This window comes from Pedobacter cryoconitis (assembly GCF_014207135.1).
GTDB classification, from domain to species: domain Bacteria; phylum Bacteroidota; class Bacteroidia; order Sphingobacteriales; family Sphingobacteriaceae; genus Pedobacter; species Pedobacter cryoconitis_D.
Genome location: NZ_JACHCC010000004.1, coordinates 335,812 through 361,422 on the forward strand (window position 1 = coordinate 335,812; position 25,611 = coordinate 361,422).

Here is a 25,611-nt window from a genome sequence, read left to right on the forward strand (position 1 = left end):
TATGAAAAGAATAATATTATTTGCAGTGTTAGTAGTGAGTTTTTTTTCTGTAAGAGCTGATGTCCAGCTTACTCAATTTGTAATAGCAAATGAAAATTTGGATGGTGGATTATTGTATTTTAATCCGAATACAGGAGGGAAATTTAATTTTGGATTTTCTGCTGCAAGGGGTTTTGCGCCAGGGTCAAGTTTGTTAGAGGATGGAACATGTGCTGTAACGGTTGTTATGTTTATTGGGGGTGGTTACCAGGAAATATCAAAAGTAAAGAATATCAGTAATGTTGATTGGGTTCAAGATGGCAGACCGGGGATTGCACTAGCCAAGACTGATATTGAAGGATCACTTCCTGTTTTACAAACTTACGGTGAGATCTCATTAAGATTTGTATATTATAGCACAAAGGAGCAAAAGACTGTTACTGAATATTCGAAAACAAAATATAGGGTCACTACATCTTTATCAGGCCTACCTGCCAGTATGAAAAAGTATGTTTTAAGCACAGCTCAACTTACTAGTATGCCAAGTACGAAATTTTATCCAAATAACGTTACACCTATGTTAACCGTTGGACAAAATGTATACTCTCCTAATGGTAAATACTATCTTACAATACAAACCGATGGTAATCTTGTAGTGTATCGTACTGACGGTGTCGCTGTTTGGGATAGTGCTACAAATAATACTAGCCCGGTTCCTGCTAAGTCTTTGTTTTTTCAAACAGATGGTAATCTTGTGATGTACAGGGAGCTAGGGTATGATACTGGTGCAAATTGGGCTAGTGGGAGGTGCGCTAATAATGGAGAACTAATCGGTGATAATGCTTACTATGCACTTCAGGATGACGGTAACTTAGTTTTTTACTTCACGTATAAGATATCTCCAATTGTGACGATGGCTTATGTACTAGCAGATGCAGGATCAAATAATCAAGTTAGTTCTCATCGCGGTAGATTGGCTCCATAATAATTATTTATAAACTAAAAAATTTCAAAACCGATAGAATGTCTGGAATTATTACCTACAGGACGTTCTATCGGTTTCCTTGTATTGTTAATTACTGTTGGTTCCGGCAATTGCGCCAAACAGAGATTTGATAATTGCTACGACAATGGCCAGGAACGCTGCTGCAAAAAAACCTGACACTGCGAATCCTGACATCATCCGGGATACTAATAGAATCATCAGTACAGTGATAATAAAAGACATCAATCCTAATGTCAGAAAGTTAATTGGAAAAGTAAGTAGTCTGAGAATGAATCCGATAGTTGCATTGGCCAGTGCAATCAGAACAGCCGCAATAATGGCAGTCCCGAATCCGTTGAGATGAACCCCGGGAACAAGATACGATCCAAGCAGCATGGCAAGACCCATCAATAAAATTTCAATAATAAGTTTCATAATGTTTAGTTTTAAAAAATGTATAGTTGTTTATCAAAATTACCTCCGGTATTGTTGCTGGCGGCCTGTTTAATGTCATGTTCATCAGCAAATAATAAGCCACTTTCTATCCGGTTTTCTACGGATAGTACTGCAATCGTATTTTCTGTCATTGACCGGGCCGGCTTACTGCAGATCCGGAACAGGCCCCATGTTGATACGGCTTATACAGATTTAATCTCTGTTTTGGAAACTTCCGATGATGAAGATTCTACAGAGAAGGAGCATGAAGTGCCAGGTAAACTGATGGTTACGGACAGTACATTAGTTTTTAAACCTTTAAAATCATTTGTTCGGGGAAAACATTATGTAGTTTTCTCTTATATGAACAGTGGGTTTGCAAATACAGAAAAAGTGTTGAGTGGACAGCTAAATCATCGTATAGAACCTCAGCAGGCTGTTTTGAAGCGATAAATCATCAGATTTCAGGCCGTTAATTTTTTTTCTTAATTCTGTTTCAGGCTGTTATTTAATTTTTTTAAATTGAATGATGGATTGGCTGGTGGATTTATCAAGCTGTAATTGTTTTTATTTTTGAAATAAATTGCCTACCTTTGCACTGTTATAGAGGGCAAGAGGGGGCAGAGGTCCCCTCTTTTCTTTTACCCGCAAATTGGTTTATGCAAGTAGAGAAGAGAGTAATAGAATTAGTAGAGGAAAAAATTTCGGACAGACCGGAGTTATTTCTGGTTGAGGTGAAGTTGTTACCCAGCAATAAATTGATCATTCATGTAGATGGTGATGAAGGGATCAGTATTCAGGATTGTGCAGCGATCAGCAGACATGTTGGTTTTCATCTGGAAGAAGAAAATACTATAGAAAAAGCATACAATCTCGAGGTTTCTTCTCCTGGTGTTGGCGAACCTTTGAAACTGAAAAGACAGTATGCGAAAAACATCGGGCGTGATTTGAGTGTTAAAATCACCGGTGGTGAAATTAAAGAAGGAGAGTTACTGTCTATGGATGAACATACAATTACTATAGCAGCGAAAGTAAAAGAAAAAGGAAAGAAAGCACAATTGGTTGAAACCAGTCTGGACTTTAATAATATAATAGAAACAAAGGTTTTAATTTCATTTAAATAAAAATGAGCAATATTAATTTAATCGATTCATTTCAAGAATTCAAAGAGTTCAAGAACATCGACCGTCCTACGGTGATCAGTGTGCTGGAAGAGGTATTTCGCAGTATGCTGCGTAAGAAATATGGTACTGATGAGAATTGTGATGTAATTGTTAACCCTGATAATGGTGATTTAGAGATCTGGCGTACAAGAAAAGTTATGGAAGATGGCTTTTCTGAAGATGATGATCTGGAAATCGAACTGGCTGAGGTTAAACAATTGGATGCAGATATGGAAGTTGGTGACGACTACATAGAGCAGATTACTTTAGAGAGTTTTGGCAGAAGAGCTATTTTAGCTGCACGTCAGACCCTGGTATCTAAAGTTCTTGAACTGGAGAAGGACGAAATCTTTAAAAAATATAAAGACAGGGTTGGAGAAATTGTAACGGGAGAAGTTTACCAGGTTTGGAAAAAAGAAACGCTTGTACTGGATGATGAAGGAAATGAGTTGATCATGCCTAAAACAGAACAGATACCAGCTGATTATTTCAAAAAAGGTGATACTGTCCGTGCAGTAATCCTGAAGGTAGATATGATGAACAGTACTCCGAAAATCATTATTTCGAGAATTGCTCCTGAGTTTTTACAGCGTTTATTTGAAATTGAGGTTCCTGAGATCTTTGATGGTTTAATTACGATCAAGAAAATCGTTCGCGAACCAGGAGAACGTGCTAAAGTGGCAGTAGAATCTTATGATGACAGAATTGACCCGGTGGGTGCTTGTGTCGGAATGAAAGGTTCACGTATTCATGGAATCGTAAGGGAACTTAAAAACGAGAATATTGATGTTATTAATTTCACTAATAATATCTCTTTATATATCACAAGGGCTTTGAGTCCTGCAAAAATTACTTCGATCAAACTGGATGATGTGACTAAACATGCATCAGTTTATCTGAAGCCTGATCAGGTCTCTCTGGCTATCGGTCGCGGAGGACATAATATTAAGCTTGCCGGTAAATTAACTGGTTATGAGATAGATGTTTATCGTGAAGCTGGAGAAGAAGATGAAGATGTGGATATCGAAGAATTCTCGGATGAAATAGATAGCTGGATCATTGACGAATTGAAAGCAATTGGTTGTGACACAGCGAGAAGTGTACTTGCACTATCTGTTGATGAATTAGTGAAAAGAACTGATCTGGAAGAAGAAACAATTAAAGAAGTTATCAGTATCTTACAGTCAGAATTTGAATAAGCGTTAACTTGATGAAATAGAATGAATGCAGACCTGATTAAGGGATTATAAGTTCATTATAGGTTCATAACCGTTAAAAAACAATATATACGGATGAAAAAACAAGAATAAACGTTACTTTTGTATAAGAATTAAGAAAAAAATAGGATAATCAATGTCAGACGACAAACCAATAATTTTATTCAAAGCAGTTAAGGAACTTAACGTAGGGATAGCTACGGCCGTTGAGTTTTTGGAAAAGAAAGGCTTTTCTGTAGAGAATAAACCCACTACAAAACTCTCTCGTGATATGTATAATGCATTATTAAAGGAGTTTCAGGGAGATAAAATCGTAAAAGAAGAAGCCAATCAAATTGTTATAGGTAAAATTCGTCGTGATGAGCCTGAAGTAACTGATAAAGTTGCTGATGCACCTAGAAAAAATGTTGAATTTGAAAGCGAAGGAATCTTAATCAAGAACCTTCATTCCTATACTCCTCCTGTAGTTGAAAAACCGAAAGAAGAGAGTGCTGCTCCTGAGAAGGAAGTAGAAAAGGAGGCTGAAAAGGTTGAAGAAGGAACATTAAAAGGTGTTAAAATTGTAGGGAAAATTAATCTTGACGATTTAAACTCTAAGACCCGTCCTACTAAAAAAGAAGAACTTCCCGCTCCTGAGGTTGTTAAAGCTGAAGCTCCGGTTGTAGTACCGCCTGCTCCAGTTGAGAAACCAGAGCCAGCAGCGATTATCCCGGAAGCACCTAAGGTAGTTCAGGAGGAAGTTAAGCCGGTAGAAAAACCTATTGTGGCTAAACCTGTTGAAATTAAACCTGAAGTAGTTAAACCTGTGGAAGAAGTTAAAGAAGAAAAACCAAAACCTGTGGAATCACCTGTTGTTAAAGCAGAGCCGGTTAAAGAAGTAGTTGCACCAAAAGCTGATAAACCTGACGAAGTTGAGGTTATCAAAGCACGTTCGGTAAAACTTTCCGGACCAAATATTATTGGTAAAATTGTCTTGCCGACAACACCTGAACGTAAATCACAACCTGTCGCTTCTTCAGCTGACAGTAACGATGCGAAAAGGAAACGCAAGCGTAAAAAGACTCCGGGTGCACCTGGACAGCAAAATCAGTCGTCTGGAGGAGGTAATCCTTCAACACCTGGTCAACAGGGAGGTGGTGGTAACACTCCTGCTCCTGCAAGACCTGCCGGCGCACCGACTTTTACCAACAGACCTGATTTCAGGAACAATACAAATAATACAGCCAACAGGCCGAACTTTAGAAACAGCAAACCAGGAGGAACTGGCGGATCTAAAGAAGAACCTACGGAAAAAGAAATACAAGACCAGATTAAAGCAACGCTTGCACGTTTAAGCGGAGCCGGTAAGTCAGGTAAATTTGCACAACGTGCGAAACTTCGTCGTGGTAAACGTGATGATGTAGCTCTTTCAGCCGAAGAAGCTGCAATGGAACAGGAACTACAGTCTAAAGTATTGAAAGTTACAGAATTTGTAACGGCAAATGAGCTGGCCAGCATGATGGATGTACCGGTTACCAAAATTATTGGTACTTGTATGAGTCTGGGTATGTTCGTTTCGATCAACCAGCGTTTGGATGCAGAGACATTAACAATTGTTGCTGATGAGTTTGGTTACGAAATACAATTCGTTAAACCGGATGATGAAGGTGACAGCATTATTGAAGAATCAGATAATCCTGAAGATTTAGAACCAAGAGCCCCGGTTGTTACTATCATGGGTCACGTCGATCATGGTAAGACATCATTGCTGGATTATATCCGTAAAGCAAATGTTGTAGCAGGTGAAGCGGGTGGTATTACCCAGCACATTGGTGCTTATATGGTAACTACTGCTACTGGTAAAAAAGTTACGTTCTTAGATACACCGGGTCACGAAGCCTTTACAGCGATGCGTGCACGTGGTGCGAAAGTAGCAGATATTGCAATTATTGTGGTTGCAGCGGATGATGCAGTGATGCCTCAGACTAAAGAAGCAATCAGTCATGCGCAGGCAGCTGGTGTTCCTTTGGTATTCGCCTTCACAAAAATTGATAAACCGGGTGCTAACTCTGACAAAATCCGTGAGCAGTTATCTATCATGAATATCCTGGTAGAAGATTGGGGTGGTAAATTCCAGTCACAGGAGATTTCAGGTAAAAGCGGTTTGAATGTAGATTTACTGTTAGATAAAGTATTATTAGAAGCTGAGTTGTTAGAATTAACGGCTAACCCTAATAAACGTGCTACAGGAAGTGTAATTGAAGCGACTTTAGATAAAGGACGTGGTATTGTAACTACTGTACTGGTTCAGGCTGGTACATTGAAAGTCGGAGATCCGATTCTTGCAGGTAGCTACAGTGGTCGTGTAAAAGCATTATTTAACGAACGCGGACAAAAAGTAGAGCAGGCAGGCCCATCAGTACCGGTACAGGTATTGGGTATGCAGGGTGCACCTACAGCAGGTGATAAGTTCAACGCAGTAGAGAATGAATCTGAAGCCAGAGAAATTGCAAACAAACGTTTACAATTGATGCGTGAGCAGGGCTTGAGAACACAAAAACATATTACACTTGATGAGATTGGCCGTCGTTTAGCGATTGGTAACTTTAAAGAGCTGAACCTGATTGTTAAAGGTGACGTGGATGGTTCAATTGAAGCCTTAGCGGATTCATTACTGAAACTGTCTACTGAAGAAATTCAGATCAATATCATCAGTAAAGCAGTAGGTCAGATTTCAGAATCTGATGTATTGTTAGCTTCGGCTTCTGATGCGATCATCATTGGTTTCCAGGTTCGTCCTTCTTCAGGTGCAAGAAAACTTGCTGAAGCTGAACAAATCGATATCCGTTTGTATTCTATCATCTATGATGCGATCAATGAGATCAAAGCTGCGATGGAAGGTATGCTTGCTCCTGAGTTCCAGGAGAAAATTACTGCAAACGTAGAGATCAGAGATACTTTCAAAATCACTAAAGTCGGAACCATTGCAGGTTGTATGGTATTGGATGGTACAATTACACGTAATAGTAAAATCCGTATCGTAAGAGATGGGGTAGTAGTTTACACAGGTGAACTGGCTTCATTGAAACGTTATAAAGATGATGTTAAAGAAGTAGCAAGAGGTTACGAATGTGGTCTGAATATTCATAACTTTAATAATATTGAAGTTGGGGATATCGTAGAGGCTTACGAACAGGTAGAGGTTAAGAGAAAACTGTAATCACTACATACTTATTAAACAGGAGTTGTTCAAGCATATTGACAGCTCCTTTTTTTTTATATTGACACTTAACTTAGTATGAATCTTAAAAAGACCTTCAGAGGAATATTCAAGAGGAAGTTAAAAAAAAACAGAGGACTGATTACAAATCTGTATCTGACAGGATTTGACAGGAAGGTACTGATCTCTTATATAAGGTCGCCGTTCCTGAATGCAAATCAATTTACCCACCAGAACTATGTAACATCTCATATCGTTGCAGAATGCTTTTCAGAAGAAGGTTATAATGTAGATATCGTAGATTATTTTAATTCAGATGTGATTTTAAACTATGACGAATACGCAGTCATATTTGGCATGGGGCGGAACCTGGAGCATTCATTTTATAGTGCAGACAGAAGTATCCCCAGGATCCATTTTGTTACCGGAGCGCATCACTACCTGCACAATGAGATGAGTTTGAAAAGCATCGGTGATTTTTATAAATTATCGGGTTTGTGGCTGTCAAATGAAGCAAATGTGCTCGATGAAAATTGTTATTATTCGCACTTTAATGCTGATTTTGTAGTTATTCTGGCTCATGGGAATGTCCTGTCAGATTATCGGTCAAGATTTAAGAATAAGGTTTATTCATTAAATAATAATATCCTGGGTACGTTTGCCGGTTATAAACCAAAAAGTATAGAAAACCGCAATTCTAATTTTCTGTTTTTGAGCGGAGGAAAGCTGATCACCAAGGGGTTTCATCTGGTGATGGAGATGGCTAGATTAAGAAAGGACCTTAACTTTTATGTTGTCGTACCTTCAATCAATGAAGTTCTGGAGGATTATTATTCGGATGTATTAAAAGAACAGACTAACGTATTCCTTTATAAAAATATCCGGATGGATTCGGAAGAGATGATGCATATTATTGAGAATTGTACTTACTCTATCGCTCCAAGTTATATCGACGGACTTCCGGGAGGAACAATCGAACCTATGTCTGCCGGATTGATTCCGATAGTAGGGAAGTATTGTGGTTTTCCTCAGGAAAAATTTATATTTGAATTACCCTCGTTAGATTCTGATTGTCTGAATGAAACAATTAATGAATTGATGCAACTGGATGATTCGACTTATTTAGCTTACTCTAATGCGGTTAAATCCTATACGCTGGAGCACTTTTCTGCCATAGAGGTAAAGAAGAGTTTAAAGGGGATATTAGCTACTGAATTGAGTAAATTTTAAGATGAAACTGATTATATGTATAGTAAAATAACCGGGGGACCTACCGAGGTCCTGTTCACAACTAAAGTATTAAATAAATACACGGTTACTTATTATAAATGTGTTGAAACCGGATTTATCCAGACGGAAGAACCTTACTGGCTGGAAGAGGCTTATTCGTCCGCTATAACGAAACTTGACGTGGGCCTGGTATCCAGAAATGAAATGCTTAGAAACAGAACTTTAAGAATTATATCTTCCTGTTTTGAAGGGGGTAAAAAGTTTTTGGATTATGCTGGTGGTTACGGGATGTTCACGCGGATGATGCGGGATAAAGGATATGATTTTTATCATTCTGATATATACTGTCAGAATATCTTTGCTGAGTATTTCGACCTTTCTGATTGTTCACAGCAGAAAAACTTTGAACTGGTAACTGCTTTTGAGGTGTTTGAACATATGGCCAGTCCACTGGAAGGAATAAAAGCTATCGCTGAATTCGGAGATAATATTCTTTTTACTACAGAATTGCAGCCTGCTAATCTGAAAGATGTTGCTGACTGGTGGTATTTCGTCCCTGAAACAGGTCAGCATATTGCTTTGCATACGAAGTCTTCACTGGATGCTATTGCAAAAAAATTAGGATTCCATTTCTATTCTGATGGGATAAGCACGCATTTGTTTACTAAAGCAAAACTGTCTTTTGATCCATTTAAAAATAGTAAAGAACCGTATCTGATCAGGTCGTTGAGAAGAAAGCTCAGCCGGTATGATCGCCGTACTATTGAAAGAGAAAGTTTGCTGTTAAAGGACTTTGATATGATCCTGAAAAAGCTGAAATAAGGATGGGGTTTATCCTGAGACCTTCCTGTAAACAGCCATTGTTTTTTCCATACAAAGTTCCATGGAAAACTTTTCCAGTTGCTTTCTGCCGTTGCTAATGAGCTTTTCTTTGAAGGGCTCGTTAGTCATTACCTCCTTAATTGTGGCTGCAATGCTATGCTGGTCATGCGGGTCAAAATAAGCTATTGCATCTTCTCCGATTTCCTTAAAACAGGCATTGTTACTTGCGATTACCGGGCAATTGTTTTTGAAAGATTCCAGAATGGGTAATCCGAATCCTTCATAAAGAGAGGGAAAAATAAAAGCTATGGCATGCTGATAGAGACTTTTCAGCTCATTATCTGTTGGACTGACCTGAATTACTTTGTCTTTGACTTTCAGACGCATCAGCATCTCCTGCTCTGCTTCCCTGAAGGGACCTCCGCCCGCGCATATTAATTTCAATGTTTGATCAGTCTTTAATAATTCGCTGACTGCGGTCAGAAAGATCGGGAAATTCTTGTAACCTTTCCTGTCACCGACAAAGAGAAGATAGTTGCTATCCGGTTTCCGAACATTGACTTCTTCGTGCTGACCAGCTAAGTCCGGACTCATCTGGTAACCATGGTGAACAACAGTTATCCTGCTTTCTTCAACCTGAAGTATTTCTTGTAAATCTCTTTTAGTGGTTTCCGAAATAGCTATGATATGTGCTGCATTTTCTATGCAGAGCCTTTTAAATCTCACATAAAAATCACCTGGGTCGAAATATTCGGGCAGGCGCTCATGAATCATGTCATGAACGGTAATTACGACTGGTTTTTTGGCGTATTTTATATAGTATGGGTTATAATAGCTGGGATGAAGTACTGTATAGTCGTTTTTGCTGATCAGGTGTCTGGAGTAAGCTTTATTCCAGGAATGATACCTGGATTGTTTCTTCATCAGGCATTGGCCTAATGCGTTATTTAATGGTGAAGGATAATCCTTCAGATAGTAATTACGTGTATATAACAGGCCAACTCTGGATTCTATATCTTCTCTAGCCTGGGCGGCATGATGTATATTGGCAAAATAACGAGAAATTCCACCGTAAGATTGAAGTATAAACGTTTGATAATCTATAAGAAGTTTAATCATCATTAATCTTTTGTGAACGGAGTCTGGACTTAAATTGACGAAATTGGTAACGCAGCCATATTTTTAATCCGAAATTATCAAAAATAAGTTTACTCTTATCTTTTTCAAACTCTTTATCTATGGTATTCGACGATATGCCTGTATCGTTATATTCAGTTATGGTATAATCGACATATTTAAAATGAAATTCCGGATCTTGATAACACTTCATGTTTAAAGCATAATCTGCCGCTATTCTGTAATTCACATTGTATTTATATTTCTTAAATACAGTTACAGGGTAGATGATAGACTGATGGAAAATGCCCGATTTGGCCTGGTAATAAGGAGTGATGTATCCTGAATGTCTGGCTTTTTTATAAACTACATTTGCATAATAAATTGCTTTTGGATCATGCAATACCTGTAGCATGGCAGAAAAGTCAGGAAGAAGATGGTCATCTGCACCAAGAAAAAATACCCGGTCGGTAGTCACAAATTCCAGGGCCTTATTCATAGCATCATATATACCAGCATCTTTTTCACTTTTCCAGTAATCCAGCTTAGCTGTGTTTTCTTCTAGTATAGCAACTGTCCGGTCTTTACTTGCCCCGTCAATGACAATGATTTCGATCGCTTTACTGGCTTGATTATAAATGCTGTCAAGGCAATGCTGAAGTGTCTTTTCAGCATTGTAGGTCACAATAACTACTGATACTATCTTCTTATCCATTTAATGTACTCTTGTATACTTCCCAGTAAGCCCTGGCACTGTTCTCCCAATTAAATTGCTGAGCGTGTCTGATGATTTCTGCTGCTGGTTTACGTTGAAGATAGTCATTCATCCCATCAGTGAATACTTTTTGCATACTGGCAGGCTCATAATCATTAAAATAGTAGGCAGCTGTCCCACCTATTTCCGGCAATGAGGTCGAATTGGACAGAAAGGTTGGTTTTCCAAATCGCATGGCTTCTATTGGAGGAATACCAAATCCTTCTGCAATAGAAGGAAATAAGAAAGCCTCACAGTTTTTTAAATACCAGGATTTGTCCTGATCAGAAACTGAACCGATGATCTTTACCCTGTCTGTTACCTGGTATCTGTCTGCTTCGGACATTATTTTGTCCTTGTAGTTAGTATCATTATTTCCGGCAATAATTAATTCATAATTATTGTTCACCAGAAGTGGGATTAAAACATGAAAGTTTTTCTTTGGGTTCACCGTGCCCAATCCCAAAAGAAAGGGGGAAGAAGGGATGTAAGCCGGTTTTTCAGCATTTGGAAACTCTTCTTCAGTACAGCCATTATAGATTACTGTAACGGGCTTATTTCCAACCTCCAGATTACGGAGAATATCTTGTTTGGTAAATTCGGAAATGGCTACGATATGATCAACCCTGTCTATGTTTCTCTGGTGTTTCTTTAATAGGTTCCGGCGTTTGTTTTCGGACTTTTCTTCATACAGAAAATTCAGGTCATGGATGGTCATTACCTTTTTTATCTTACGACTTAATGGAACATACATAGAGGTCTGATGCGTAATGTGCCATAAATCCAGGTTTTTATACCACGGAAAAATGAACTTATGCAGGGTGTGTTGTTCTAAAAAGGTGTCTTCATTGCTGAAGAACTGTTTGTCCCCTTTTCTGATGTAATAGGTAACCTTATCGGCAGGATCCGACGTTGCTTTTAAGGCCAGTCCAAGCTGACGGCAATATTCGAACAAACCAGTATGAGGATATTTCATCCGCTCACAGTCAAAAGCAATTTTCATCAGTATATATGTTTTTTAGAACTCCCTTAATCTGTAAAAGACTGCATGTCAATTAACCGTCTGTATAATCCGTTTCTGGACATTAATTCTGAGTGGCTGCCGGTTTCAGCAATCACTCCTTTTTCTATTACGACAATGGTGTCAGCATGCTGAATTGTACTCAATCTGTGCGCAATAACAATAGATGTTCTGTTTTGCATCAGTTTATTCAAGGCATCCTGAACTAATTTTTCTGACTCTGTATCCAGTGCGGAAGTAGCCTCATCCAATAGCATAATCGGAGGGTTTGCTAAAATAGCTCTGGCAATACAGATACGTTGTCTTTGTCCACCAGAAAGTTTATTCCCCCTGTCTCCGACAGTGGTCTGGTATCCATTTTCAGTCTGAAGAATAAATTCGTGTGCATTCGCAATTTTTGCTGCTGCAATTACTTCTTCTTCGGTGGCTGTCGGGTTGATAAAAGCAATATTATTAAATATAGTATCATTAAAAAGGAAGGATTCCTGATTAACTGTACCCATTGTGGCACGTATACTATCAACCTTAAGATCTTTATAATCTAATCCGTCTATTTTTATGGTACCTGTAAGCGGATCATGGAAACGGGGGATCAGGTCCATGATTGTACTTTTACCACCTCCCGAAGGGCCTACCAGTGCAATGGTTTTTCCTTTAGGAACAGTCAGGTTAATATGGTGAAGGACCTGATTGTCTCCATAACTGAAAGACACATCTTCAAATACGATGGACTGACTGAAATCTTTAAATTCTATGGCATCTGGTTTATCAGTGAGCTGTGCTTTAGTATCTATCAGTTCCAACACTCTTTCTCCTGCTGCTATACCTGAGTGAATACTCGAAAATGAATCACTGATAGCCTTAATGGGTTGCATCACCTGGGAAAAGACTGCGATGTACATAATGAAGTCGGAAGCTGAAAATTCCTTACTGCCATTAATGACCAATGAACCACCATACAGTACAATAATCACAACCACAAGGATACCCAGCGCCTGGGAAACGGGAGAAGCGAGTTGTTGTCTTCTCGCCATTTTTCTGCTTAGCGAAGAATAATACTGATTTTCTAGACTAAATTTATCCTTGATCCTTTGTGTCGTATTAAATGCTTTAATAATCTTTATGCCGCTTAATGCCTCGTCTAAGAATCCAATCATTCTGGCGAAAGACTCCTGGGCTGCAGTAGCTTGTTTTTTTAATCTTTTTACAATTTTACTGATAATGAAGCCCGAAACCGGAATCACAAGTAAAGAGAATAACGTGAGTTTTACAGAAATACTGAACAAGACAAAAACGTAGAAAATCAACTGTACAGGTTCTTTAAATATAACTTGTAAGGTATTGGTTACTGTAAACTGGACAACCTGTACGTCGGAAGATACTTTAGATATAATATCTCCTTTTCGTTCGTTATTGAAAAACCCAAGATGCAGGTCCATTACATTATTAAATACAGTTTTACGTAAATTTAATAAGGTATGGACACGCAGGTCTTCCATAAAGCGCTGTGATAAATACCTGAAGAAATTTGATAGTAGTACAGATACGAGTATCACTGTACATACAATCTTTAATGCACCAATTTTTCCTACCGTATTGATAGTCTCATTGATATAGAGTTTAAATTGACCAAGCAGATCAAATTTTCCTATAACTGCAGCAACTCCGCCTGTTGCTGGTTTTCCGGTAGAAAACAAGGTGTCAAGTAATGGAGATAGCAGGGTGAAATTAAAAGTATTGAAAAATATGGCTAGTATCGTTGCTATGATATATGGAATGGCAAACTTTTCTATCGGTTTTGCGAAGCTTAATATTCTGAAATAGATCTTCATTAGAATTTAAAAATTTTTCAAAGCTACGGATTTACTAGCTTTGTTTAAAAGAATCATTAATGAACAGCCATTCATCTCTTATAGTAGAAATTAAAAAGGGAAGTTTTATTGCTTTGGCCCGCGTACTTACGCTGGTCGAAAATAGCTTAGATGGCAGTGATGATTTGTTAAAAGGACTGAAGATCAATCAGCGTATCCCGGTCATTGGTATTACTGGCCCACCTGGGGCCGGTAAGAGTACATTAGTTAATTCTATGATTGATCAATGGAGCGAAGCAGGTAAAAAGATTGCTGTTATTGCGGTCGATCCTACTTCGCCATTTAATCTGGGATCGCTTTTAGGGGATAGAATACGGATGTCTGCACACTTTAACAAACCTAATGTTTATATCCGGTCTGTGGCTACGCGTGGTTCTGTAGGTGGCCTGTCTGCCAAGATAATAGAAATGGTGGATGTGCTGAGATCGGCGGATTTCGATTATATTATTGTGGAAACTGTTGGCGTCGGGCAATCTGAAATAGAAATAGCCGGTCTGGCTGATATAACTGTAGTGGTTTTAGTACCTGAGGCGGGAGACGAGATCCAGCATATCAAATCTGGTTTGATGGAAATCGGGAATGTTTTTGTGGTCAACAAAGCCGACCGGGATGGTGCTGTGTCCTTTGCCAATAAGCTTACAAAGATGCTGCATCAGCGTAAAAATGTTGTTCCTGTATTTAAAACGATAGCAGATAAAGGTATAGGTACCCAGGATCTATTACACTGGATTCGAAATGCAGGGGAGGAAGAAAGTGATCTGAGGCTGTTTTTGTATGTAGAAAAAGCTTTTAAATTAATTCAGAACTACAGAATGAGGGATATAGTAAAATCAGAACTTCAGCAAAAGGTAGCAGAAGCATATGATAAACCTGATTTTAACCTGTACAAATTTATCAACGCTTATAAGGAGAATTGAATTACTTAATGATTTTATAGTTTTTATATTCCCCGACCCTGATTCCTGTAAGTGCATATACTTTTAACAATAGTTTGATACGGAAACTGTCATTGTTTTTTGCTTTCGTCGGATCAATACTGAATTTCCAGTTAGCCTTAGCTATACGGTTTTGCATTACAGCAGGATGCGTCCCCTTGAAATGTTTTAAAACATCGGCATTGCCATAATCAAAAGAGGCTGTAACCGGTACTTCCTGTACAACTGCATCCGGATTATAGAACGTTTCAAAGTTTTGTCCTTTTTTTACTAATCCATGTGGTGGGCGGACCCATCCGTAATGATTAATATAAGCGTCGATCAGCTTTACATTTATTTTTCTCCCGTTAATTCTGAAACCCTGGGCATCTCTGTAAGAACTTACATCGAGGTTTCTTCTGACAATTCTGATTTCTCTTCTGTACCATCTTCTGGATTCGGCAGTATAATCATAGGAACCATAGAAATGGTTATACTTAAAAAGCAGACCTTCAACACGTGGATCATGTAAATTATCCTGCATCTCCTTAACTATTTCAGGGAGGTCGTTTTCATGGACACATTCATCACCCTGTATGTAAAATGCCCAGTCGGCATCCTTGGAAATATTTGAGAATGCCTTATTGGTTTCGACCGCAAAAACGGCTCCTCCTTCTCTCAGGCTCTCTTCCCATACGGTATCGATAATCTTTATTTTGGGAGAATCAATGTCTTCAATTAGTTTTCTGGTACCATCTTCTGAATAACCAACAGCTACAACGAACTCATCACAAATAGGAAGAATAGAGCAGATTGCTTCTACAATTGAATAATCGTTTTTTACTGCATTTCTGATAAATGTAAAACCGGCAACTTTCATGATCTGTTTTGGAGGTAAAGCTTTTAATGGAACAAAGATAGTTTTATTGAGGTTTCAGGACTGGTTTTGTTAATTGTACTTTTTTCCAGTGCTCCCCTTTTTGATACAATAGTTTGCTCAATGGATATTTAAATTTAAAATGGCCCTCATAATCTGTTCCAAGCATCCGGTATGAAACATCAGGTAAGGATGTTATACATTCATTGACTGCCTTTGTATAGACGGCCGGCCCCGTCATCTGATGTACATCGTGCGGGTATCTGTTACAATTGATATTCTCTACAATAAGTTCAATAGTCCTTTGTAGGAAAGGATGATTCGCCTCATAGACCAGAGCCCATTGTACAAAAACATCCGGGTTATTTTCAACGGAAATAATAGCCTTGTCATCCGCTCTGATGAAGTCATCCAGTTTACCATTAATTGCACTATCAATATCAACGTAGATACCTCCTTTTTTATAGAGAACTGCGTATCTGAAAAAATCGGCTTTGGCTGCACCTATATCAATTCTTTTATAGAGTGCCAGGATATCCTGACCAAACTCTTCCTGTAAAAAAGTATCGATTCGCTCATCATCGTAAAATTCATAACTATATTCAGGATTATTCTTTCTGAATCTGGAAATGTGCCATCGGGTTAACCACGGTAAGCGGGATGTTTTAAAAGTCTGGTGTATAATTTTTGGTATTGACATTAATTAGCTGTTCATGATTTCTTCAATTTCTTCAATTTCAACCGGGATGCCGGCCATCAGATCGATGTTATGATCTGCGGTCAGTAATATATCATTCTCTAAGCGAATGCCGAATCCTTCGGCAGGGATATAAATTCCAGGTTCGCAAGTTAATACATTTCCAGCTTTGAAGGGGGTATGGCGATCAGCATAATCATGGACATCAAGACCAAGGTGGTGGCTTATTCCATGCATAAAATACTTTTTATAGATTGGAAATGCCGGATTTTGATTATGTACGTCGTCTATTGATATCAGCTTCAAAATTATCAGCTGCTCTGTCATTAATTCGCCTATTCCGTCATTGTAATCTTTTACGGAAGTACCTGGCTTCATTAGTTTTTTAGCTTCCTGCATCACGTGTAGTACAGCGTTATAAACGCTCTTTTGTCTGGGGGTAAATCGGCCACTTACAGGAATAGTGCGTGTCAGATCGGCATTGTAATTCGCATATTCAGCTCCAAAATCCATTAATATTAACTCATTTTCTTTGCATGACTGATTATTGTCTGCATAATGGAGGATATTGGCGTTATTACCTGAGGCAATAATCGGAGGGTATGCATGACCGGTAGCCCGCTGTCTTATAAATTCATGGATAATCTCTGCTTCGATTTCATACTCTGCTACACCGGGCTGAACAAATTTAAGTACACGGATAAAAGCATCTCTGGTTATGTTACAGGCTTTTTGAATCAGCATAACTTCTTCTGCAGACTTGATCTGTCTTAACTGACGCAGGATTGGGGCAGCCCTTTCGTAGTGATGCAAAGGATATTTAGTCCTCATCTCTTCAATAAAACGAATATCGCGGTAAGCAACTGTGTGTGGGCTGCTGTCATTCTCATTGGTGTTGAGGTATATGTGATCAGCGTAATGTATTATACTATGAAGAATATTCGTAAAATCCTCAAGCCAATAAATCTTTGTTATACCGGAGGCCTGTTCGGCCATTGATTTTGTGTATTTATGGCCCTCCCATACTTTTATATGATCATTTGTCTGTCTTAAAAAGAGGACTTCACGATATAAAGGATTAGGACAATCAGGGTATAGTAATAGAATAGTCTTCTCCTGATCAATGCCACAAAGATAAAACAAGTCACAATTTTGTTTGAAAAGAAAATTCTGGTCTCCACTTCTGGTAAACTCGTCATTAGAGTTAAATATAGCTAATGAGTTGTTTTTTAGGTGTTTGGTGAAGTTTTCTCTGTTTTTGACAAAGAGTTTGTGATCTATATTCTGGTATTTCATGTCCCGGGTCTAAGTACAACAAATAAAGGTAATTATATCGAATTCTTAAAATTTGTTAAAATTGGAACGGAGTTTGTACAGGTGTTGTGAGAATTAAAAATTTGTTTAATTTTGCTACACAAAAAAATTATACATTTTTAAATTTGTTTAACCTTAAAAAAGAAAAATTATGAATTATTCTACTTTAAAGAAGGGTTTAGCAGTTTCTTTTGTCGCTGTTATGGGAGTTACAACTCTTGCATCTGCACAAACTGATTCTACTTCCACTTCGACTTCAGCCAAAGTATTTGGCGGAAGAGGCCAGTACAGAACTTGGTCAATCGGTGTTAATGCTGGTGTTTTATCTCCGTTCGTTGCGATCGGTGGATCAAACAAAGTTTCAAATGCTGACGTTAACTTAGGTTACGGTATCTCATTAAAAAAACAACTGGGTCATGCTTTTGGTTTAGAAGGTAACATTTTCCGTGGAAAAGTTTCTGGTTCAAACAAAGATCAACCAGGTGGTGTTGCAAATGGCTTCTCTAGTACATCTACTCAGATCGGTTATGCTGCAGACATCAGAGGTGTTGTTAATGTTGCAACTGTAGATTTCTTACGTCGTGAGAATTCAGTTAACTTCTTCGTTACTGTTGGTTACGGTTTAGTTGCTTATGCTCCTAAAGTTACTAACGCTGACGGTAGTGTTACTGACTGGAAAGACCACGCTGGTAAAAACGGTGATAAAACTTACGTGAAAGAAGCTTATATCCCAGTTGGTGCTGGTGTGAAATTTAAAGTTTCTGACCGTGTTGCGTTTAACTTAGGTTATACAATGCACTTTGTTGATGCAAGTAACTTCTACGGAACTTATTCTAAACAACCAGTTAAAGATAAATTCTCATACGGTTATGCTGGATTAGAATTCTCTTTAGGTTCAAAAGCGAAACCAGATTTAGAATGGGTTAACCCATTAGCAATGATGTATGATGAATTGAAAGATCCTTCTTTACGTCGTGAAGTTGAAGCTCTTAAATCTCGTGTATCTAACGTTGAAAAATCTGTTGAAGATTTGAAAAAAGATAGCGATGGTGACGGTGTTTCTGATCAGTTTGACAAATGCCCAGGAACTCCTGCTGGTACTGCAGTTGATGGATCAGGATGTCCTCTTCCAGTTGCAGCAGCTACTGTAGCTCCTGCAAACACTAGTAACGTAACTGGTTTCGAAACTATCCAGTTTGAATTCAACTCTTCAGTTTTAAAAACTGAATCATATCCAACTTTAGATAAATTATCTTCAGTGTTAAAAGAAAGCAATGGTAAAGCCTTATTAAAAGGTTATGCTTCTAGCGAAGGTACTGCTGCTTACAACCTGAAATTATCTAAAGACAGAGCTAACTCAGTAAAAACTTACTTAGTTAACGCTGGAGTTAGTGCAAACAAAGTTGTTACTAAAGGTTACGGAGAAGCTAATCCAATCGCTTCTAACGATACTGAAGAAGGTCGTATCCAAAATCGTCGTGTTGAAACTTCAAGAAACTAATATTTCTTAAACAACATAGGAGAGGCCCTGATTTATCAGGGCCTTTTTTTGTGCCTTGTATTTTATAAATAACAGGATGTGCTGATTTTTAATTTCAGTACCTGATTGGAACATTATTTTATACATTTGTGATATGTACTTTTTTAGAAAAAAAGATCCGGACAGGCCCACCAGTATTGACATCAAAATCATGCATGTCATTAATGTGCTTGCCATCTCAATTTTCGTCATAGGAATCATCTTGAAACTTTTACACTGGATATAAATGAAGACAATCATCAATACCTCGAATGCACCAGCCCCAATCGGACCCTATAGTCAGGCAGTATTAGCTAATGGATTTCTATATGTATCCGGTCAGATTCCAATTAATCCGGCAACAGGAGAACTTACACAGTCCTCTGTTAAAGAAGAAACTGAACAGGTTATGCGTAATCTGAATGCCGTATTATTAGAGGCTGGCTTTGAATTCACTCATATTCTGAAGACTACTATATTTTTATCGGATATGGATCTTTTTGGAGAGGTGAATGAAGTTTACGGTTCGTATTTTGAATCCGACTTTCCTGCACGTGAAACTGTAGCTGTAAAAGGGCTTCCTAAGGGAGTGAATGTTGAAATCTCAGTAATTGCTTATAAAGGATAAATTGGCGAAGTCGAATTTACGCTATTTAGTTGCAGGATTCATCCCCTTTGTAATCTGGGGATGTTTTGCTGTTCCGCTGAGGAATATCAAAAGCTTTCCGTCTCAGGAGATCCTTTACTATCGTATATTTACTTCATTGATCCTGATCTGGACAGTTATCCTTCTTTTTAGAAGAAAACAACTGAGAGCAGATATAACCTACGTAAAGAATGTCTCAAAAAAACAGCAGACAACCTTTATCTGGCAAATTCTTCTGGCTACTGTATTTTTAACGCTGAACTGGTATACTTTTATTTATGCAGTTAACAATGTAAGTCTTACGTCTGCGGCATTTGCCTATATGGTATGCCCGTTGCTTACTGCATTTGGTGGTTTTGTTATTCTTAAAGAACAGCTATCCCCGATAAAACTGATTTCTCTGGCTATTGCACTGATTAGTGTTATATTTCTTGCCACAGGCTCAATAAGAGATGTTTTGTGGTCAATAATTATTGCAGCATTTTATGCTGGTTATCTGGTTATTCAGCGAAAGATGCAGGGAATTGATAAACTCAATGTACTGGCTGTTCAGTTTTTTGTTTCCTGTCTGATTCTGTTGCCATTCTTTATTTATCAATACCATGGTTTCCCTCAAAGTGGCTGGTTCTGGACGCATATTTTTCTGATTGCATCAGTATTCACGATTATACCACTATTCCTGAATCTTTATTCACTGATTGGTATACCCTCGTCTACACTGGGGATTATGATTTATATTAATCCAATCATAGCCTTTGCTATTGCTGTGTTATATTATGGCGTGGCAATCAACGCTAACCAGATATATGCCTACCTGCTTTTATTGTTTTCAGTTATTTTATTTAACTGGAGCCTGATAAAAGATATATTTGCCACTAAATTATATAATATTAATACCTAATTACCAACAACTTGTTTGCTTCTGATCTGGATACAACGATTGAATTTCTGAAAGGGGTTGGCCCTAAACGTGCCGAAATACTACAGAAGGAACTAGGTATTTTCACCTATGCAGACTTACTGGGGTATTATCCTTTCCGTTACATTGATAGAACGCGCTTCTACAAGATAAGTGAGCTACGCGATGATTTGCCCTATGTGCAGATTCTTGGGCGCATTACCGGTAAAGAAACGATAGGTGAAAAACATAAAAAAAGAATTGTAGCGAGATTAACTGACGAGACAGGTACCATTGAACTGGTCTGGTTTCAAAGTTTAAAGTGGGTAGACGAAAATGTAATGCGCGGCAAAGTTTATATTGCATTTGGGAAGCCGACTGTATTTAATGGCTCTTATAGCATTTCTCATCCTGAACTGGAAAATTATCCAAGACCCGCTACTGTAACAGGAAACCTGACTTTACAGCCTGTATATAACTCTACTGAAAAGCTGAAGAAGTTTTCTCTTGACAGTAAGGGGATTCAAAAGCTGCAGACTCTGGTTATTGAAAATTGTTTGCAGGAGATTCGTGAGACCATTCCGGCTTATATTCTGGAAAAATACCGGATGATGAACCGCCGTGAGGCCTTGTTGAATATCCATTTTCCAAAAGATAGTACCACTTTACAACAGGCGCAGCGCAGATTGAAATTTGAGGAATTATTCTTTATTCAGTTACAGTTACTGAGCAATAAGCAATTCAGAGAGCTGAAATTTAAAGGCCATCTGTTTAGTACAGTCGGAGAAAGAGTCAACACTTTTTATAAAGATATTTTGCCTTTTGCACTTACAGGTGCGCAGAAAAGGGTGATTAAAGAAATCAGAATTGATACCCAAAGGGGCATTCAGATGAATCGTCTGGTTCAGGGAGACGTTGGGAGTGGAAAAACAGTAGTAGCTTTAATGAGTATGCTGTTAGCCAATGATAATGGCTGCCAGGCTTGTATGATGGCACCAACCGAGATCCTTGCCCGTCAGCATTATCATTCTATCGCTTCACTGTTAAATGGGTCACTGGTTAAAGTGGACATATTAACAGGTAACAGTACAAAAAAACAGCGGACGCTTTTGCACCAGCAGCTTGAAGCCGGAGAAATTGACATTCTGGTTGGTACACATGCACTGATTGAGGATAAGGTGAAGTTTAAGAATCTGGGATTGGTGGTGATCGATGAACAACATCGGTTCGGGGTAGAACAACGTGCAAAACTATGGCGCAAAAACAGCATTCCCCCACATATACTGGTCATGACCGCGACACCTATCCCAAGAACACTTGCAATGACCTTGTATGGTGATTTGGATGTCTCCATGATCGATGAGCTTCCTGCGGGCAGGAAACCAATTGAAACTAAACACTTATTTGAGGGGCAACGTCTCAGAATGTTTGGTTTTATGAAAACGGAGATTGCCAAGGGGCGGCAGGTTTATGTGGTGTATCCACTGATCAAAGAAAGTGAGACTTTAGATCTGCTGCATTTAGAAGCTGGTATTGAGCAGATGCGTTATCAGTTTCCGCTCCCGGAATATCAGATCAGCATTGTTCATGGAAAAATGCCGAACGCGGACAAGCAATTTGAAATGCAACGGTTTATAGATGGTAAAACTCAGATTATGGTGGCTACAACAGTCATAGAGGTGGGGGTAAACGTACCTAATGCATCAGTAATGATTATTGAAAATGCAGAGCGCTTTGGGTTATCACAATTGCATCAGCTCCGGGGCAGGGTAGGCAGGGGAGCCGAGCAGTCCTATTGCATCTTGATGTCTGGTCATAAACTGAGTAAAGAAGGACGAAAGAGGTTGGATACCATGGTATTGACCAATAATGGTTTTGAGATATCTGAAATAGATCTGGAGTTGCGGGGACCGGGTGATTTGTCTGGTACACAGCAAAGCGGGGTGCTGGATCTTAAACTGGCAGACCTGGTGAAGGATCAGCAGATACTGCATGAAGCCAGAAATACAGTAATAGAGGTTTTTCAACAGGATCCCACACTTTCTTTGCCGGAAAACGCTTTACTTAAGCGCTTTGTCGATAAAAAAAGCGGAGGGATCGCTTTGGATAAAATATCTTAATTTAATCTTCGTCACTTCCTGGCATAGATCCGGTGCCGGTATAGGCCCCTTTTCTGATCACCGGAACACCGAGATGTTTATAAAGGTCATCTAAATGCATCAGACTTCCGTTAGTCAGGTTACCCAGGAAAATAATCACTATATTTTTTTGTATATCCCGTACATAAATATGTCGGAAACCATGCCACCAGCCAGTATGATAAACTACTTTGCGGCCATTCTCACCATCAAACATTCTCCAGCCATAACCATAGTTAAAGTGACCATTTACAGCTTTATTGTGGCCTGTATAAGCAGAATCAAGACTGGCCTGTTTTAATAAGCGGCCTTTTTTTAGTGCATTATCATATAATACCAGATCATGAATGGTACTGTATATACCTTTATCGCCAACTGGCCCGTCAAGGAAATTCTGAACCACTGAATACTTCCAGGTGCGGTCATGTCCTACCACATCAACAGGTATTTTTGCATAGGCAGTAGTAGAATATACATGGGTATGTTTCATACCCGCTGGCTTAAATACGTTTTCCATCATATAATCAGCATATTTTTTGCCGGTTACTTTTTCAATGATGGCGCCCAGCACCATGAAGTTTGAGTTATTGTAATGGAACCTGGTATCTGGTTTGGCATAACGGTTAGGTTTGTATTGCGCAATCAGGTTCATCACATCGAGATTACTCATCGGTTTCTTTTTATCCTTCCATACGCCGTCACTGAAATAAACATAGTTCATCATCCCGCTCCGGTGTGTAAGCAATAATTTTACAGTGATATCTTCATAGGGAAAGTTAGGATAGAATTTTTTAACATTATCCGTTAACTTCAGCTTTCCCTGTTCAACCAGCTGCATGATCGCAACTCCCGTGAATGTTTTGGTAATGGAAGCCAGTTCAAATTCAGAACTGATCTTTAAGCTGTCACGATGAAGGTAATCTGCCCAGCCAATGGCTTTCTCATAAAGAATTTTACCGTCTTTGGCAACCAGCATATTTCCATTGAAGCCAAATTTCTTATGCAGGTTATCTACAAAATTGGCAATCCATTTATCCCCTTTGGCTGGATCGTATGCGATGAGCAGGCTATCTGCTTTGTCATCATTTACAGTTCTGATCTTTGGGTCCTGATGTTTTTTATCGGCGTGTGTACAGGCACTAATTAGGAAAGTGGCCAAAAAAGCCACGGGAAAAATGGTACGATAAGTCATGAATTAGATTAGTCTTTTTTGAAGGCCGAAAAATAAACAATATTAACCCTTTAAACGCAAAAGAGTTTTAAACATTATCATATACTTTACATTCTTCTATAGAGATAAAACCTTATTTTTGAAAACCATTATGATTTTTCAAATTTCAAACGAAATGAACATAAAATCATAATAGCTTTATCATCGATGAAAAAGAAACTATACACTGATAAAAAAAACAAAAGAAATGAATTTTAGAACCGAACACGACACCATGGGCGAAGTGCAGGTACCCGCTGATAAATACTGGGGAGCACAAACTGAACGTTCACGTAATAATTTTAAAATTGGTCCTGAAGCTTCGATGCCAAAGGAAATTATCCATGCTTTTGGCTACCTTAAAAAGGCTGCAGCATTGGCTAATCAGGAACTGGGTGTTCTGGCAAAAGATAAAGCTGAGTGGATTGCTAAAGCATGTGATGAAGTAATTGCAGGTAAATTAGATGATCAGTTCCCATTGGTTATCTGGCAAACAGGTTCTGGAACACAGAGTAACATGAATTCGAATGAGGTGATTGCTTACCGTGCACATGTCATGAACGGTGGAAGTCTGGCAGACGAAAAGAAAATACTGCATCCTAACGATGACGTTAATAAATCGCAATCATCAAATGATACTTATCCAACAGCTATGCACATCGCTGCCTACAAACAAGCTGTTGAGATCACTATACCAGGTCTGGAAAAGCTACAGCACACTTTGCAGGCTAAAGCAACTGAGTTTGCTCAGATTGTAAAAACAGGAAGAACGCACTTTATGGATGCTACTCCACTGACACTGGGTCAGGAGTTCTCTGGTTACGCGCAGCAGGTTACCAATAGTATCAGAGCCATTAAAAATGCTTTAGTGATGATTACTGAACTGGCTTTAGGCGGAACAGCTGTAGGAACAGGTCTGAATACACCGAAAGGATATGATGTGCTGGTTGCAAAGAAAATTGCTGAGCTTACAGGCCTTCCATTTGTTACTGCACCAAATAAATTTGAAGCACTGGCAGCACACGATGCGATGGTAGAATTATCTGCCGCTTATAAACGTACAGCAGTAGCTTTAATGAAAATTGGTAATGACGTGAGAATGCTGAGCTCTGGCCCGCGTTCAGGAATAGGCGAAATCATTATCCCGGATAATGAACCAGGATCTTCGATTATGCCAGGAAAAGTTAATCCTACGCAGCCTGAAGCATTAACTATGGTATGTGCACAAGTAATGGGAAATGACGTAGCTGTAGGTATCGGAGGAAGTAACGGACATTTTGAACTGAATGTCTTTAAACCGGTAATTGCTGCAAATGTATTACAGTCAGGAAGGTTATTAGGTGATGCCTGTGTATCATTTAATGATAATTGTGCAGTAGGTATTTTACCTAATTTGCCCGAGATCAAGAAACATCTTGAAAACTCTCTGATGCTGGTTACTGCTTTGAACCCACATATCGGTTATGAAAATGCGGCTAAAATTGCAAAGAAAGCGCATAAAGAAAATAAAACACTTCGTGAAGCGGCAGTTGAACTGGGTTTATTAACCAGCGAACAGTTTGACGAGTGGGTGAAACCGGAAGATATGGTAGGTAGCTTAAAATAG

23 protein-coding genes are annotated in these 25,611 nt (G+C 38.7%); 14 read left to right on the forward strand and 9 right to left on the reverse strand.

The genetic code is table 11. The features are described 5' to 3' along the window. Nucleotide 1 precedes the first annotated feature (1 nt). On the forward strand, nucleotides 2–964 hold the full coding sequence (locus HDF25_RS09125) for a hypothetical protein (RefSeq protein WP_184624433.1): 963 nt from the start codon (nucleotides 2–4) through the stop codon (nucleotides 962–964). An 87-nt stretch (nucleotides 965–1,051) separates the two neighbouring features. On the opposite strand, the gene HDF25_RS09130 is transcribed toward HDF25_RS09125, so the two are convergent. Further along, nucleotides 1,052–1,399 carry a phage holin family protein gene (locus HDF25_RS09130; protein ID WP_184624434.1) on the reverse strand — a complete coding sequence of 116 codons (348 nt, stop codon included), beginning with the start codon at nucleotides 1,397–1,399 and terminating at the stop codon, nucleotides 1,052–1,054. A gap of 18 nt (nucleotides 1,400–1,417) precedes the next feature. Between HDF25_RS09130 and HDF25_RS09135 the strand changes: the two genes are divergently transcribed. The 6 genes from HDF25_RS09135 to HDF25_RS09160 all read left to right on the forward strand — a co-directional run bounded on the left by HDF25_RS09135 (nucleotide 1,418) and on the right by HDF25_RS09160 (nucleotide 9,030). Continuing rightward, nucleotides 1,418–1,852: a hypothetical protein gene (locus HDF25_RS09135; RefSeq protein ID WP_184624435.1), complete on the forward strand. Its 435-nt coding sequence runs from the start codon at nucleotides 1,418–1,420 to the stop codon at nucleotides 1,850–1,852. Nucleotides 1,853–2,058: 206 nt separating this feature from the next. Continuing rightward, a complete protein-coding gene (gene rimP / locus HDF25_RS09140; protein WP_184624436.1) occupies nucleotides 2,059–2,523 on the forward strand; it encodes a ribosome assembly cofactor RimP in 465 nt (154 codons plus the stop codon). Nucleotides 2,524–2,525: 2 nt separating this feature from the next. Beyond that, nucleotides 2,526–3,761: a transcription termination factor NusA gene (gene nusA / locus HDF25_RS09145; RefSeq protein ID WP_041886225.1), complete on the forward strand. Its 1,236-nt coding sequence runs from the start codon at nucleotides 2,526–2,528 to the stop codon at nucleotides 3,759–3,761. 154 nt (nucleotides 3,762–3,915) lie between these two features. Continuing rightward, the gene (infB, locus tag HDF25_RS09150) at nucleotides 3,916–6,978 is read left to right on the forward strand and encodes a translation initiation factor IF-2 (RefSeq protein ID WP_184624437.1); all 3,063 of its coding nucleotides are present in this window, start codon (nucleotides 3,916–3,918) and stop codon (nucleotides 6,976–6,978) included. 78 nt (nucleotides 6,979–7,056) lie between these two features. Further along, the gene (locus tag HDF25_RS09155) at nucleotides 7,057–8,208 is read left to right on the forward strand and encodes a glycosyltransferase (RefSeq protein WP_184624438.1); all 1,152 of its coding nucleotides are present in this window, start codon (nucleotides 7,057–7,059) and stop codon (nucleotides 8,206–8,208) included. Nucleotides 8,209–8,223: 15 nt separating this feature from the next. Beyond that, entirely contained in the window at nucleotides 8,224–9,030 is an 807-nt protein-coding gene (locus HDF25_RS09160; RefSeq protein ID WP_184624439.1) for a class I SAM-dependent methyltransferase, read from the forward strand. A gap of 9 nt (nucleotides 9,031–9,039) precedes the next feature. On the opposite strand, the gene HDF25_RS09165 is transcribed toward HDF25_RS09160, so the two are convergent. The 4 genes from HDF25_RS09165 to HDF25_RS09180 are packed head-to-tail and all read right to left on the reverse strand — an operon-like array spanning nucleotide 9,040 to nucleotide 13,753. Then, nucleotides 9,040–10,152: a glycosyltransferase family 4 protein gene (locus tag HDF25_RS09165; protein ID WP_184624440.1), complete on the reverse strand. Its 1,113-nt coding sequence runs from the start codon at nucleotides 10,150–10,152 to the stop codon at nucleotides 9,040–9,042. Next, the gene (locus HDF25_RS09170; RefSeq protein ID WP_184624441.1) at nucleotides 10,142–10,861 is read right to left on the reverse strand and encodes a glycosyltransferase; all 720 of its coding nucleotides are present in this window, start codon (nucleotides 10,859–10,861) and stop codon (nucleotides 10,142–10,144) included. Before HDF25_RS09170 ends, HDF25_RS09165 begins: the two co-directional genes overlap by 11 nt. After that, entirely contained in the window at nucleotides 10,854–11,903 is a 1,050-nt protein-coding gene (locus HDF25_RS09175) for a glycosyltransferase family 4 protein (protein WP_184624442.1), read from the reverse strand. Before HDF25_RS09175 ends, HDF25_RS09170 begins: the two co-directional genes overlap by 8 nt. 26 nt (nucleotides 11,904–11,929) lie before the next feature. Further along, nucleotides 11,930–13,753, reverse strand: a complete 1,824-nt coding sequence (locus tag HDF25_RS09180) for an ABC transporter ATP-binding protein (protein ID WP_184624443.1) — start codon at nucleotides 13,751–13,753, stop codon at nucleotides 11,930–11,932. A gap of 59 nt (nucleotides 13,754–13,812) precedes the next feature. Here HDF25_RS09180 and meaB point away from each other — a divergent pair, with 59 nt between their 5' ends. Further along, nucleotides 13,813–14,709, forward strand: coding sequence for a methylmalonyl Co-A mutase-associated GTPase MeaB (meaB, locus tag HDF25_RS09185; protein WP_184624444.1), 897 nt, complete (start codon nucleotides 13,813–13,815; stop codon nucleotides 14,707–14,709). A gap of 1 nt (nucleotide 14,710) precedes the next feature. On the opposite strand, the gene HDF25_RS09190 is transcribed toward meaB, so the two are convergent. The 3 genes from HDF25_RS09190 to HDF25_RS09200 are packed head-to-tail and all read right to left on the reverse strand — an operon-like array spanning nucleotide 14,711 to nucleotide 17,576. Next, nucleotides 14,711–15,586, reverse strand: coding sequence for a glycosyltransferase family 2 protein (locus HDF25_RS09190; RefSeq protein WP_184624445.1), 876 nt, complete (start codon nucleotides 15,584–15,586; stop codon nucleotides 14,711–14,713). A 43-nt stretch (nucleotides 15,587–15,629) separates the two neighbouring features. Then, the gene (locus tag HDF25_RS09195; RefSeq protein WP_184624446.1) at nucleotides 15,630–16,283 is read right to left on the reverse strand and encodes a glycosyltransferase family 32 protein; all 654 of its coding nucleotides are present in this window, start codon (nucleotides 16,281–16,283) and stop codon (nucleotides 15,630–15,632) included. A 3-nt stretch (nucleotides 16,284–16,286) separates the two neighbouring features. Beyond that, on the reverse strand, nucleotides 16,287–17,576 hold the full coding sequence (locus tag HDF25_RS09200) for an aminopeptidase P family protein (protein WP_184624447.1): 1,290 nt from the start codon (nucleotides 17,574–17,576) through the stop codon (nucleotides 16,287–16,289). Nucleotides 17,577–17,745: 169 nt separating this feature from the next. On the opposite strand from HDF25_RS09200, the gene HDF25_RS09205 reads away from it, so the two are divergent. The 5 genes from HDF25_RS09205 to recG all read left to right on the forward strand — a co-directional run bounded on the left by HDF25_RS09205 (nucleotide 17,746) and on the right by recG (nucleotide 22,777). Further along, entirely contained in the window at nucleotides 17,746–19,095 is a 1,350-nt protein-coding gene (locus HDF25_RS09205) for an OmpA family protein (protein ID WP_184624448.1), read from the forward strand. Nucleotides 19,096–19,228: 133 nt separating this feature from the next. Beyond that, nucleotides 19,229–19,360: a DUF6728 family protein gene (locus HDF25_RS25930; protein WP_317618194.1), complete on the forward strand. Its 132-nt coding sequence runs from the start codon at nucleotides 19,229–19,231 to the stop codon at nucleotides 19,358–19,360. Continuing rightward, entirely contained in the window at nucleotides 19,361–19,741 is a 381-nt protein-coding gene (locus HDF25_RS09210; RefSeq protein ID WP_184624449.1) for a RidA family protein, read from the forward strand. A 1-nt stretch (nucleotide 19,742) separates the two neighbouring features. Next, a complete protein-coding gene (locus tag HDF25_RS09215; RefSeq protein WP_184624450.1) occupies nucleotides 19,743–20,660 on the forward strand; it encodes an EamA family transporter in 918 nt (305 codons plus the stop codon). Nucleotides 20,661–20,671: 11 nt separating this feature from the next. Continuing rightward, on the forward strand, nucleotides 20,672–22,777 hold the full coding sequence (recG, locus tag HDF25_RS09220; RefSeq protein WP_184624451.1) for an ATP-dependent DNA helicase RecG: 2,106 nt from the start codon (nucleotides 20,672–20,674) through the stop codon (nucleotides 22,775–22,777). 1 nt (nucleotide 22,778) lies between these two features. Here the strand turns inward: recG and HDF25_RS09225 are convergent, their stop codons facing one another. Further along, entirely contained in the window at nucleotides 22,779–23,987 is a 1,209-nt protein-coding gene (locus tag HDF25_RS09225; protein WP_184624452.1) for a serine hydrolase domain-containing protein, read from the reverse strand. Nucleotides 23,988–24,213: 226 nt separating this feature from the next. Between HDF25_RS09225 and fumC the strand changes: the two genes are divergently transcribed. Further along, complete coding sequence (gene fumC, locus HDF25_RS09230; RefSeq protein WP_184624453.1) at nucleotides 24,214–25,611, forward strand: class II fumarate hydratase; 1,398 nt, start codon at nucleotides 24,214–24,216, stop codon at nucleotides 25,609–25,611.